11 protein-coding genes are annotated in these 13,033 nt (G+C 64.6%); 6 read left to right on the top strand and 5 right to left on the bottom strand.

The genetic code is table 11. The annotated features are described in order from the left end of the window. Positions 1–24 precede the first annotated feature (24 nt). Positions 25–960 carry a LysR substrate-binding domain-containing protein gene (locus CMN27_RS02950; protein ID WP_293623914.1) on the top strand — a complete coding sequence of 312 codons (936 nt, stop codon included), beginning with the start codon at positions 25–27 and terminating at the stop codon, positions 958–960. Between the two features lie 56 nt (positions 961–1,016). On the opposite strand, the gene CMN27_RS02945 is transcribed toward CMN27_RS02950, so the two are convergent. From CMN27_RS02945 to CMN27_RS02935, 3 genes are all read right to left on the bottom strand, one after another. Beyond that, positions 1,017–2,021 (bottom strand): Ldh family oxidoreductase, encoded by a 1,005-nt coding sequence (locus CMN27_RS02945; RefSeq protein WP_293623913.1) that lies wholly within the window; start codon positions 2,019–2,021, stop codon positions 1,017–1,019. 134 nt (positions 2,022–2,155) lie between these two features. Beyond that, positions 2,156–2,983 (bottom strand): ammonia-dependent NAD(+) synthetase, encoded by an 828-nt coding sequence (gene nadE / locus CMN27_RS02940; protein ID WP_293623912.1) that lies wholly within the window; start codon positions 2,981–2,983, stop codon positions 2,156–2,158. Between the two features lie 22 nt (positions 2,984–3,005). After that, positions 3,006–3,518 carry a CinA family protein gene (locus CMN27_RS02935; RefSeq protein ID WP_293623911.1) on the bottom strand — a complete coding sequence of 171 codons (513 nt, stop codon included), beginning with the start codon at positions 3,516–3,518 and terminating at the stop codon, positions 3,006–3,008. Positions 3,519–3,867: 349 nt separating this feature from the next. Between CMN27_RS02935 and CMN27_RS02930 the strand changes: the two genes are divergently transcribed. The 3 genes from CMN27_RS02930 to CMN27_RS02920 are packed head-to-tail and all read left to right on the top strand — an operon-like array spanning position 3,868 to position 8,675. Then, positions 3,868–5,172: an ATP-grasp domain-containing protein gene (locus CMN27_RS02930; RefSeq protein WP_293623910.1), complete on the top strand. Its 1,305-nt coding sequence runs from the start codon at positions 3,868–3,870 to the stop codon at positions 5,170–5,172. A 28-nt stretch (positions 5,173–5,200) separates the two neighbouring features. Further along, complete coding sequence (locus CMN27_RS02925; RefSeq protein ID WP_293623909.1) at positions 5,201–7,216, top strand: CocE/NonD family hydrolase; 2,016 nt, start codon at positions 5,201–5,203, stop codon at positions 7,214–7,216. 43 nt (positions 7,217–7,259) lie between these two features. Then, positions 7,260–8,675, top strand: coding sequence for an amidase (locus CMN27_RS02920; RefSeq protein WP_293623908.1), 1,416 nt, complete (start codon positions 7,260–7,262; stop codon positions 8,673–8,675). On the opposite strand, the gene ectA is transcribed toward CMN27_RS02920, so the two are convergent. Next, positions 8,672–9,199 (bottom strand): diaminobutyrate acetyltransferase, encoded by a 528-nt coding sequence (gene ectA / locus CMN27_RS02915; RefSeq protein ID WP_293623907.1) that lies wholly within the window; start codon positions 9,197–9,199, stop codon positions 8,672–8,674. The genes CMN27_RS02920 and ectA overlap by 4 nt on opposite strands. A 218-nt stretch (positions 9,200–9,417) precedes the next feature. On the opposite strand from ectA, the gene CMN27_RS02910 reads away from it, so the two are divergent. Further along, positions 9,418–9,882, top strand: a complete 465-nt coding sequence (locus CMN27_RS02910) for a DUF2243 domain-containing protein (protein ID WP_293623906.1) — start codon at positions 9,418–9,420, stop codon at positions 9,880–9,882. 20 nt (positions 9,883–9,902) lie between these two features. Beyond that, on the top strand, positions 9,903–10,661 hold the full coding sequence (locus CMN27_RS02905) for a cytochrome c oxidase assembly protein (RefSeq protein WP_293623934.1): 759 nt from the start codon (positions 9,903–9,905) through the stop codon (positions 10,659–10,661). 43 nt (positions 10,662–10,704) lie between these two features. On the opposite strand, the gene CMN27_RS02900 is transcribed toward CMN27_RS02905, so the two are convergent. Next, positions 10,705–12,558: a CocE/NonD family hydrolase gene (locus CMN27_RS02900; RefSeq protein WP_293623905.1), complete on the bottom strand. Its 1,854-nt coding sequence runs from the start codon at positions 12,556–12,558 to the stop codon at positions 10,705–10,707. Positions 12,559–13,033: the final 475 nt, after the last annotated feature.

The raw sequence follows: 13,033 nt of genomic DNA, 5'->3' as shown, positions 1-13,033 counted from the left end.
ACCGCCGATCGAGGGCAAGCCATCATGATTCATTCACCGATCAAGCTGCGTCACCTGGTAACGTTTCAGCAGGTCGCACGGCTTGGACGAATCAAGGCCGCAGCCGAAGCCCTGTCGATCACCCAACCCGGCATCTCGAAAACGATACGCGAGCTCGAAGACAGCCTGGGCGTCAAGCTGTTCGAACGACTGCCACGCGGCGTTCGCCTGACCCCGGCCGGTCGTACCCTGCTGCGCCATGCCGCACCCGCGCTGCGCTCGCTGGAAGAAGGCATCGATGCCATCCGCGAGGACAATGCCGAGAGCGTGATACGCCTGGGCGCGCTGTCCAATGTCGAAGGCGGCCTGCTCCCCGAGGTCCTGCAGGCACTGCACCAGCGCCACCCGCATCTGTGCGTGCAAGTGGATACCGGCACCGGTGCCGGACTGCTGGCGCGACTGCGGCTGGGCGAGCTGGATCTGGTGCTGGGCCGGCTCAGCGAAGCCGAAGAAATTCGCGACCTGGCGTTCGAGCACCTCTATCACGAACCGATGATCGCGGTGGTGCGTCGCGATCATCCCTTGCTCCAGTCGAGCGCCGACCCGCCGCGCGCCGGCAACGCCATCATGGACTATCCCTGGGTGGTCCCGCCGCGTGGCACGACCCTGCGCGAACAGCTCGAACGTTACTGGGTCGAGCGCGCGGCCACCCCGGCCCGTCTGGTCATCGAAACCCTGTCCCTGGCCTTGTGCAGCCGCTATGTACTGCGCTCGGACGCCGTCTGGATCACGCCACTGGATACCGTGCGCGAACCGCTTGCCGCCGGCACCATGGTGCGGCTTGCCGAGGCGATCGAAGCACGCGGCGGCTCGGTTGGCTATGCGGTGAACACCAGCCAGCCCATGCCGCGCGCAATCCAGTGTTTTCGGGCCTGTCTGCGCGAGATCGCCGCCGGCTACGGTATCCCCGCTCCGACGTAACAGGCGACGACTTGTTGCGGGTCGTGAGCGTCACCGTCACGCCAGATGACCGACCGTCAGGCCAGCGCCCGCAATTCCTGCACCAACGCCGCGTTCAGGGTGACATAGCCGTTGGCGTAGCTGCGTTCGCGTGCCGCGCGACGACGCTGTGACGGTAGCCGCGCGCCCTGTTCGATAAACCCTGCGAACAGGCGCTCGGCACCCTCGGCATCGATGGCGCCGCCAAACACCCGGGCATCCAGGGCGAGCACGAGTTCGCCGTGATACGGCGGCGCGCCGCGGCCCGCGTCCCAGGCCTGCGACTGGGCGCTGGTGAGATCACCGATCAACGGCCCGGCCAACAGTTCGATCATCGTCGCCAGCGCCGAGCCCTTGTGGCCGCCGAAGGTCTGCATCGCGCCGGCGAGCGCGGCCTCGGCATCGCGCGTCGGCTGGCCTTGGCCGTCCAGCGCCCAGCCCGGCTCCAGCGGCTCGTGGCTGCGATGACGCAGTTCGATTTCGCCGCGCGCGACGGCACTGGTGGCGAAATCGAAGACATAGGCCGGTGCATTGGCACGCGGCCAGGCAAACGCCAGCGGGTTGGTGCCCAGCAGGCCACGAATGCCGCCATGCGGCGCCACCCAGCTGTGGCTGGGCGTCATCGCCAGACCGACCAGCCCCTGTTCGGCGATACGTTCGACCTCCGGCCAGAGCGCAGTGAAGTGAAAGCAGTGATTGATCGCCATCGCGGCCAGGCCGTTCTGGCGCGCTTTCGCAACCAGGCTCGGCAGCCCCCGTTCGAAGGCCAATGGCGAAAAACCGCCGTGGGCATCCACCTTGACGATCGCCGGCGCCTGATCGTGAACCGTGGGCAGGGTATCGCCGGCCACCACGCCCTGTTCGCGCGCCGCGACCATGCCCAGCAGCCGATACAAGCCGTGCGACTGACATTCGTCGTACTGGGCACGTACAAGCAGATCGGCTATCGCCGCGACATGCGCGGGCGCAAAGCCATTGCCCTCGAGCACCTGCCGGGCCAGGGTGTCGACCTCGTCAAGGCCCAGTTCGACCGTATCGGACATCGTGTTTTCGTACAGGGATTCGGGACGCGGAGTCTAGCGCGTCAGGCGCGCCGCGGCGACGCGTGCCGAGGCCCGAACCGGCGATCGCCGGCTGCGGGGCCTTTGGCCGGAGATCATCGAAACGCGCTACGCCATCAGGGGGCAGCGGGCAGCGCGCGTTTGTGCGCCGTGGCCTCGTAGGCTTCGACGATGGTACGAAACGCCTGCTCGCTGACGTCGCCGCCCTCGAGAAAGGTGTCGATCTCATCGTAACTCACGCCAAAGACCTCTTCATCCGGGCGCTGTGGCTGGAGCGACTCGAGGTCCGCGGTCGGCTGTTTGTGTACCAACGCATTGGGCGCATCCAGGATTTCGCCCAATGCGCGCACCTGGCGCTTATTCAGACCAAACAACGGCGTGACATCGGCCGCGCCGTCGCCGAATTTGGTGAAAAAGCCCATCACAGCTTCGGCGGCCTGATCGGTGCCCACCACCAGGCCCTGATGTCGGCTGGCGATCGCGTACTGAACGACCATGCGCTGACGTGCCTTGACGTTACCCAGCACGAAGTCCTCCTGATGCGCGTCGTCGAAGTTCAGTTCGCTATTTTCGAGCGCTTGGCGCATACCGCGCGTGGGCGCTTCGATATTGACGTCGAGCACTTCGTCGGGCCGGATGAAATCGATCGCCGTCTGCGCGTCGTCGGCATCGTCCTGCTCACCGTGCGGCAGGCGCACTGCATAAAAACGCGCATCGGCACCCGCTGCCCGGGCGCGTTCGACGGCCAACTGGCTCAGACGCCCACCGATGGTGGAATCGACCCCGCCACTGATGCCAAGCACGAGGGCCTTCAACCCGTTATCGCGCAGATAGCTGGCAAGAAAATCGATACGGCGTTCGACTTCCTGTTCGCCGTCGATGCGAGGGGAGACATCCAGCGCCTCGATGATGTCGCGTTGGGTCGTTCGCGTGTGCGTATCCATGGGCTACTCCTTGGTTGTCCGGCTATGCCGCCGAGGGGTTGTGTCCGGAAAAGACTTCGTCGAAATAAAACACCAGCCGCTGCAACCCGTAGTGCGCTGCGCCGCGCCGTACATCGTTGCGTTCGCCTTCGAAATAGCGGGTCTCGGTAAAGCGGTGAATGGTATCGCCGCGACGAATCGCCCAGGCCATGCAGACAGTGCCCGGCGGCAGCCCGTTCGGCCCGGGGGCCGGCCCGGCAATACCCGTATTGGCGACGGCCGCATTCGCGTCATTGTTATCGATCGCGCCCGCGACCATGGCATCGGCCACCGCTTCGCTGGTGAGTCCGTGTTCGTCGATCAATTCATAATCGACGTCCAGATACCGATTTTTGGCCTGCGGCGAATAGACCGCCAGGCCACAGTCGATCGCCTGGCCGCTGCCGGGCACGCGGGCGAGTTCCGACACGATCAGCCCGGCGGTACAGGATTCGGCGCTCGCGAGCTTGATCTCGTTGCGCAGCAAAAAGTTGGCAATGTCCTCGATACGGTCCATGGCGAGACTCCGAGTCGGGCCGCTTTCAAATAGAGCGATACACGCTATACGCCGGCCGGGCCTGTCGTCCGTCCGTGCTTTTGACTAGATACGGAGTCCATGACGATGAGCCCTGGCCTGATGACGCACCGCCCGACCGAGGACCCGACCACGCGATCTTGGCTCGGGCCCAGGTCTGTTAAGGGCTGTTACGGGTGAAATTACGGATAGTTCTACCCCGGTTATGACTCCTAGGGTCGCGCTCCTTGTCCAGTTTTCACAGCGACGGTGATCGTTGGCGCGCCCTCGAAATCGTGCGCTCGAGCACCGCGCTGTCCTCAGATTCGACTACTCGGAGACCTGCCGAACCATGGACGACGAACAAAACATCGCAGTCATCGGTCTGGATGACTTCAACCTCGACATGCTGCGCACGGTGCGCGACGCCGAGCGCTACAACTTTTCCGGCCTGATCGACTACGACCAGATCGTGAATCCGGAAAAATATCCGGTCGAGGATTTCATTCATGACGCGCAGAACGGCATGGACGAGGTTCCTGGCGGCTTGCAGGCCATCGTCGGCCACTGGGATTTCCCCACCACCAGCCTGCTGCCGATCCTGCGCGACCGCGCCGGGCATGCCACGCCCTCGCTCAAGGCGGCGCTGATGTGCGAGAACAAATACGGCACGCGCCTGGCCACATCGGAAGTCGCGCCCGAGCTCACGCCGCCCTTCGCCCTGGTCGATCCCGAGGACGATGCGCTGCTCGACGATCCGCCACTGCCGTATCCGTTCTGGCTCAAGCCGGTGGTCGCGTTTTCGAGCACGCTGGGCTTTCGTATCGATAGCCGCGAAGATCTGCGCCACGCGCTGCGCGAAATCCGCCAGGGCATCGGCAAGTTCGCCGAGCCCTTCGAGGCCTTCAGCCAGCGCGCCACACTGGGCGATCAGCGTGCACTGTTGCGCGGGCGCTATTGCGTAGCCGAAGGCATCATCGCCGGGCGTGGCTGCACCGTCGAAGGCTATGTGCAGAACGGCGAGGCCCATGTCTACGGCGTGATCGATTCGTTGCGTGCCCCGGGCGGTTCGAGCTTCACGGGCTATGTGTATCCGTCGAACCTGCCGGATGACGTGCTCGATCACATGCGCCAGAAGTCCTGCGAGCTGGCCGCCCATATCGGCCTGGACAATACGCCGTTCAATATCGAGTTCCTGTGGGACGAAGAGCGCGACGATCTCAAGCTGCTCGAGGTCAACGCACGGATCTCGAAGTCGCACTCGCCGCTGTTCTATCTGGTCGAGGGCGCATCGCACCACGAAGTGGCTATCGACGTGGCCATGGGCAAGCAGCCCAACTTCCCGAACGGCGGCGGCCCGTACAACTATTCGGCCAAGTTCATGCCGCGTGTCTACGACAGCGCACGTGTTACCCGTGTCCCCAGCCAGAAGGATATCGAGCGTCTGCGCGAGCGCTTTCCGCATGCGATGTTCAAAAGCCATGTCAGCGAAGGCATGCAGCTCGAGGATCTGCCCAACCAGGACAGTTACAGCTTCGAGTTGGGCGACCTGTTCCTGGGCGCGGACAAGTACGACGACTTGAACACGTATTTCCACGAGGCCATGCATATCCTCGGATATCGGTTCTCGCGTAAGGTCGAGACCAACTACGACTGACATTCACGACGTCGAACAAGCGAACTACATGAGCGATCTAGCGGCACACGAGGCCCATCACCGCGTCATCGAGCACACCACTATTCCGATGAGCGACGGCACCCATCTGGCAGCCCGTATCTGGCTGCCCGACGACGCCGAAAGCCAACCGGTGCCGGCGATCCTCGAGTACATCCCGTATCGCAAGCGTGACTTCACCCGTTCGCGCGATGAAACCATGCACCCGGTATTTGCCGACAACGGCTATGCCGGCGTGCGCGTGGACCTGCGCGGCAGCGGCGACTCGGAAGGCGTGCTCGAAGACGAATATCTCGAGCTCGAACTCCAGGACGGCGTGGAGGTCATCGAATGGCTGGCCAAACAGCCGTGGTGTGACGGCAGCGTCGCGATGATCGGGATCTCCTGGGGCGGCTTCAACGGGCTGCAGGTCGCGGCCCGCCAGCCCGAGGCGTTGAAGGCCGTCATCAGCGTGTGCTCGACCGACGATCGCTATGCCGACGACGTCCATTACATGGGCGGCTGTCTGCTCGGCGACAACCTGTCCTGGGCGTCGGTGATGTTCGCTTTCAACTCTCTGCCGCCGGACCCGCAGCTGGTCGGCGAGCAGTGGCGCGACCTGTGGTTCAAGCGCCTGGAAGGCAGTGGCCTGTGGCTGGAGAAGTGGCTGGCCCACCAGACGCGTGACGACTATTGGCGCCACGGCTCGATCTGCGAGGATTTTTCCTCGGTCCAGTGCCCGGTGCTGGCGGTAAGCGGCTGGGCGGACGGCTACACCAATTCCGTATTCCGCCTGCTCGACAATCTGGATGTACCCACCCAGGGGCTGGTCGGCCCCTGGAGTCACAAGTATCCGCACCAGGGCGTGCCCGGGCCGGCCATCGATTTTCAGGGCGAAGTGCTGCGCTGGTGCGATCGCTGGATAAAGCATATCGACAACGGCGTGGAAAACCAGCCGGCCCTGCGGGCCTGGATGCAGGAGAGCATTCCGCCCTCGGGGAGCTACAGCTTCCGCCCCGGCTATTGGGCTGGCGAAAGCCAGTGGCCGCCGCAGCGCGATGAACGCGTATACCAGCTCGAACCCGATCTGCTGACCGAGAACTTCGACAATCCCGAAGTCGGCCACCACGATGTCGAGTCGCCGCTGAGCGTGGGCCTGTTCGCCGGCAAATGGTGCTCCTATGCCGCCGGCCCCGACCTGCCCCACGATCAGCGCGAGGAAGACGGCGGCGCCCTGGTGTTCGATACCGAGCTGTTCGAGCAGGATTTCGAAATGCTTGGCGCGCCGGTGGTGGAACTGGAGCTGTCCTGCAACCAGCCGACCGGCATGGTCGCGGTGCGTCTGTCCGACGTTGCCCCGGACGGCAGCGCCACGCGTTGTACCTACGGGCTGCTCAACCTCACCCATCGCAACGGCCATGACCGGGTCGAGGAACTCGAGCCGGGCAAGCGCTATCGCGTATCGGTGCAATGCAACGAGCTGGGCCAGATCATCGCGGCCGGCCACTGCCTGCGCCTGAGCGTGTCCTGCTCCTACTACCCGCTGGCCTGGCCGCCGGCGCAGTCCACCCGGCTGACGATTCATACCGAGAACTCGCGGCTGCGCCTGCCCGAACGCGAGCGCCAGGCGAGCGACGCCGATATCGCCTTCGACGCGCCGCGCGACGTACCCAAGCTGGACGTCGAACAACTCACCCAGGGTCAGCAGCGCTGGCTGGTGCATCGCGATCTCGACAGCAACGAGTCGACGCTGGAGGTCATCAAGGACGGCGGGCGCTATCACATTGCCGACGCCGATCTGACCGTCGCCGACGATACGCGCGAGTACTACAGCTTTCGTACCGGCGATTTCGGCTCGCCCAGCGCGGAAGTCATGGCGCATCGCACGCTCGAACGCGAAGGCTGGTCGATCTACACGCGTACCCGCACCGTGCTCACCGCGGACAGCAAGGACTTTCACGTGCACGCCGAGCTCGACGCCTACGAAGACGGGCGTCGCGTCTACTCGAACAACTGGAATCGAACGATCGCGCGCAACGGCGTTTGATGCGAGCACGCGCTACGCAGATTTGGACGACCCAAAAACAGCTATGCAAATCAATGACTACATCCGCCTGACTGCGACCGATATGCTGGCGCGCCTGGCCCGTCGCGAGGTCAGTGCGACAACGCTGGCCGACTGCGCGCTGCGGCGTATCGAACAGGTCGATGACCGGCTCAACGCCTTCTGTCATATCGATGAACGCGCCACCCGCGATGCCGCGGCAGCCGCCGACGAGCGCTACCGCAGCGGCCAGCCCATGGGCCGAATCGACGGTCTGCCCGTGGCTGTGAAAGACGCCTTCGACATGATCGGCTGGCCGACCCGCGACGGCTCCAAACTCACCGACAGCCAGGCCAAGACCTTCGATGCACCCACGGTCGCGGCCTGTCGACGCCACGGCTTCGTGCCCGCCGGCAAGACCACCACGCCGGAGTTCGGCTGGAAGGCGGTGACCGATTCGCCGCTGACCGGCGTCACCCGCAACCCCTGGAACACGGACATGACCTGCGGTGGTTCCAGCGGCGGCAGTGCCGCGGCGGTAGCCGCAGGCGTCACCCCGGTCGCGCTCGGCGCGGATACCGGCGGCTCGATACGTATCCCGGCCAGCTTTTGTGGCGCAGTGGGCTTCAAGCCATCACATGGCCATGCGCCCACCCTGCCCGGCAGCCACCACGACAAGCTCACCGAACGCGGGCCGATCACCCGTACGGTTCAGGACGCCGCTACGCTGATCGACGTCATTACCGAAAGTGATCCGAGCACGCCCCAGCACGGCGGCGACGAAAGCCGCTCCGACCGTGCCATGGCCGGCGACATCCGCGGTCTGCGTATCGCCTACAGCCCGGCGCTGGGTTTCGATGTCGACGTGGACCCGCAGATCGCGGCCGCGCTCGAGCATTGCGCGGACCTGCTGGCCAGCCACGGTGCGCGCGTGGTGCGGACCGATCCGCCCATCCATCCGGATACGGGCTCGCTGCGCGACAGCTACCACCAGCTGTTCTTCACCGAGACGGCGGTCATGGCCCGGAACTGGAGCGCCGCCCAGATCGAAACGCTGGATGCGCCTCTGCAGCCGATGGTCGAACGCTATCTACAGGCCAGCGCGGCCGATTATCTGGCCGCCGACAGCGAACGGGTCGCACTCATGCAGCGCATGAGCGATTTTCATCGCGACTACGATCTCGTGCTCTGTCCGACCGCGCCCATACTGCCCTTCGAGGCCGGACGCGAGGTACCGGCCGATTGGCCACACGAGCGCTGGACCAGCTGGGCAGTGTTCGCCTGGCCCTGGAACATGAGCGGCCAGCCGGCAATCACCGTGCCCTGCGGCTTCGGTGATGGCGAGCGCCCGATCGGCGCCCAGTTCGTCGGCGCCCGCCATGCCGATCATCTCGTGATGCGCGCCGGGCGCGTACTACAGCAGACCCATCCGCTCACCGACCGGGCACCACGTCTGGGCTAAGCGCCGTCGCTTGCCTGGCCGCGGCCCGGGGTCGATAGCGGCGTGACCGTGAACAGTTCTTCCGGATAGACGTTGTCAGGGCCGAAGTGGGTAGCTTCCAGGTAATCCGGGGTCACGTGGCACTGCGCGCCCTCGGCCTGGGCCAGACGTCGGAACAGCCCCTGCGAGGCGCTGTTGCTCGCCGTCACCGTGGCTTCGAGGGTCGTGACATGGGCACAGGCCGGTCGCGCCAGCACGGCCTGAATCATGCGCAGCGGCAGGCCTACACCCCGCCCCGCGGCATGCACGCCCACCTGCCATAAAAAATAGGTGTTCGCCTTCTTCGGATGCAGATACCCGCTCACGAAGCCGATGATCTGCCCGCCGCGTTCGGCGACCACGGTGGTTTCCGAGAAATGGGTGCACTGCAGGATATTGCAGTAGACCGAGTTCTCGGCCAGCGGATGCAGCGCCCGCACGAAACCGTGCAGCCGCGCGCCGTCGTTTACATCGGGTTCGCGAAGAACCAGCGTTTCGTCGCTCATTGCGTTATCGCCGTTTGGAATCTGGCGCCATGCTAAAACCCAGACTGCGTTTCCTCCTTGAGTAGAAGTACGTAACCGTAGCCACCGGAGGCGTCGGGCATCGATTACGGTATCGATGGCCAACGCAGCACGCCGCAACCGGATGCGGAAATTGCGGATTGTTCGTGGCGGCGTGCCGGCCTAGCCTCGGGCCGTCATTTTTCGTTCAAGGCCGCGCGATGTCCGCTTTTGAACAGCCCCGCGTCAATACCCGTGCCACGCTCCAATCCGGCCTGCTGATCGGCATCGGGCTGATGGCAGCGATCGACGAGATCGTGTTCCACCAGCTGCTGGCCTGGCACCACTTCGTCGACGCGCGCTCGGGGGCCTTCGCGCTGTTCTCCGACGGTCTGCTGCATGCCGGCGAGCTGCTGTTCCTGGTGGCCGGGGCGTTTATCGCCCGCTCGCTGTTGCAGGCGCAGCAGTTCGCACCCCGGCATTTCAAAGCCGCCCTTTTGCTCGGTGCGGGTGGGTTCCAGATCTTCGACGGGGTGGTCGACCACAAGATCCTCGGCCTGCATCAGGTGCGCTATGTCGACCCCGTGTGGCCCTACGACGTGGCATGGATCGGCGCCGGCCTGCTCATACTCGTGGCGGGCATGCTCGCCCTGCGCAACGCGCGGCGACACAGCGCCGACCAGTGATCGGGCATGCGTTGCTCGTCGTGGCCGTCTGCGCGGCGACTCTGGCCTATGGTCGGGCCTGGTACGCCTGTCGAAACGAATGGCCCCTGCGACGGGGGCTGAGCTGGCTGGCAGGCGCCGCGCTGGCCCTGATCGCACTCAGCCCGGCCATGATGCATTTTGGCCATGCCCGTATCGAAGGCCATATGATCCAGCACCTCATGCTCGGCATGTATGCCCCGGTTGGGCTGGTGCTGGCCGCGCCCGTCACCCTGGCGCTACGCGTGCTGCCGCAGCGCGCCGGCCGTACCCTGGTGCGTCTGCTCGCCAGCTTACCGGTGCGCACGCTTGCCCATCCGGTCAGCGCCGCGCTGCTGGATATCGGCGCCATGTTCGTGCTCTATCTCACCCCGCTCTACGGCTTCATGCACGACACGCCGTGGGCGGGCACGCTGCTGCACCTGCACTTTCTGCTCGCCGGCTGTCTGTTCGTATGGTCGATCGCAGGGCCGGACCCGGCCCCGCACCGGCCCGGACCCCGGCTGCGCTTGCTCGTGTTCTTCCTGGCGATGGCGCTGCACGGCGCCCTGTCGAAGTACATCTACCTGCACGGCTATCCGCTCGACTCGGCGAGCACGCTCGAGCAACGGCGGCTAGCGGCAGAGCTGATGTACTACGGCGGCGATCTGGCCGCAATCGCCATGGCGATTGCCTTCTTTGCCGCCTTGTTCAAACCCTGTGGCACCGCCCGTCATGCCGGGCCAAACCGAAAGACTAATCAGGCGCCCAACCATAGCTGATGCGTCGAACGGCACGCAGCGTCAGGCACGCACCGACCCGTCCTTACGGGCGTATCGAGTCTGGCAGCAACGGCAGGTCCACGCTGCCCGAAAGCGTCACCACGCGCGGCAGCCGGTTGAAGCTGAGGTAGTACTGGTTATGAAAGCCGTAGACCATCAGATACACCTCGTCGCCGGGATCGAGCCGCGTCGATACGCCGACGAGGGGCTGCTGATAAACCCCGTCGGCGTGCCCGCTCAACGGGGTGATCTGTGTATTGATCAGATCAATCCGCGTTTCGCCCTGACGTTTGAGCCCCAGCCCGACGAACACGATGGGAGCATCCGCCGCACTCTCGACCGTCAAGTCGGCCATGGGGATACCCGCCAGCGTCATAGGCCGTTCCGCGGTGAACAGAAACAGTTCCCGCGACGGCGCGGTGAGCTCGTTGAGCAGTTCCGGCGGTAGCAGCTGCAGCACCTCGTTGGTCAGCACGCTGTCGAGTTCGCTCGGGTTGGTCACCAATGCTTCGAGCGTATCCAGCAGGTTGGTCACCGTCATGCCCAGCGATTCGAGCACGGTCGGCAGCAGCGGGCTGCCGTTGATCTGCAGCCCCTGGAGTACATTGACCACGGTTTCCACCACCGGGCCGGTGGATAGCGTGGTCGATGGGATGGTGTAGCGCTGCCCGCCGATCGGGATATCGTCGGTCACGACGCCGTGCGTGTCGTCCTGAACGAAACAGTTGGCGTCGATCGGCGGCTTCGCTTCGATACCGCGCAGCTTCTCATTCAGGAAGCTGAGCATGCGTTCCGAGGTGGCATAGGTGGCATTGCCGCAGACGACACGCGGGTCCAAATCGAAGCCGAAGGCGCCCTGCACGGCCTGGAAAAGCGGCAGGATATGGCCGGTACGCTGGATGAGCAGGCGTACGTCGTTGCCGGCTGCGCGCAGGCACTGGGCGTTGCGCACGGCCTCGTTCATGTTGAACAGCGTATCGTTCACGCCCTGTACAAAGAACGCATCAACACGCGGTACGCCTTCGCTTGGGCGTAGCCCGTCGCAGAAGGCATTCAGCCCGTTCCCTTCGACCTCGGCAAGAATATCGTCGGAAATCTCGCCGAACTGTGCTTGCAGAAATCCCTCGTAGAGAAACGGATCGAGCGCGCCTTCGGCCCCGGTCACGCCGAGCAGGACCAGTAGATCGAGCCAGACGGTCTTGGGCGCGTCGTTCGGCGCCAGACTGTAGGTCAGATCATGCCAGGTGGCCGCCGGCACGATGGCGTCGATGCGCGGGTCCACACCGGCACCCACCAGCTGATAACCACCGCCATAGGACAGGCCGAGCGCGCCCAGCACGGGGTCACCGCGACGATAGGCCAAATGGCCACCGATTCGTTCGATCGCATAGTCGATAACCGCAGTCGTGTCGCGGCCTTCGAAGTCGGGATTTTCGACCATCACGCGGCCGCCCGTTTCGCCGAATCCACGCTGGTCGAAACTCACCACGAAATAGCCCGATTCCCACGCCTGGCGAGTGGCCAGGTCAGAGGCGTTGGCGTCGTCCGCCACGTCGTCGAGATCGGTAATACGGCTGCCGCCAAAACCGTGGCTGTGAACAATCAGCGGCGCGCACTCGCCTTTGTCGAGCGCCGGCGTGTACAACGTCATAGCGACATCGATCGTCGTGCCATCGATATCGGTCGATTGCGTGACCGCATCGACGCGCCCGGCCTCAAGCGCTGGGGCGTTCTCGTCGCAGAACAGCGCGGCGGGTGTGGCGGGCTCACCACCGCCGTCGTCGACGGCCTCGCCAGAGCTCGCTACGTCGACAGAACCGTCACTGCCATCGCCGCATCCGGCCATGGCGAAACACAGAACAAGCGCCCACCCGGCCATGAATGCCTTCTTACCCATTACGCCCCCTCCCCGCCGCGGCAGGCCAATGTCCTCGATCTGCGCTAGACGTTATCCCTTTGTCACCGGCAAGTAATGGGTATAAACACCGACATTACGACTTTAAGACAATGAGAGGCCTGTGGCAGGCCGCTTGCGGCTACCTGAGTCCCGCTGCGAGTTACCGCCGTGTCGGTTATGACTACGACACACTCGCAGGACGGCGCGTTTTGGGCATGGCGGGCCCGGGAAGATGATTCGCCGCTGCGCGGCTCACCCCTTCGGGGCCGGTGCGGCTGACGCCGCCCCGTTCAACCGCGCTGCGCGCGGTTGTCGACCTCTATTATTGTCTGTCGGGAGTTCGAATGAGTCGTGAGCACAAAAAAAGGCTCTCCATCTCTGGAGAGCCTCTCTTGCATGGCGGGCCCGGGAAGATTACTCGCGGCTGCGCCGCTCGCCCTTCGGGCTCGTGCAGCTAACGCTGCACGATTCGGCT

It is taken from the genome of Salinisphaera sp., assembly GCF_002729955.1.
In the GTDB taxonomy this organism is placed as follows: Bacteria; Pseudomonadota; Gammaproteobacteria; order Nevskiales; family Salinisphaeraceae; genus Salinisphaera.
This window is presented reverse-complemented; position numbering and strand designations above follow the sequence as displayed.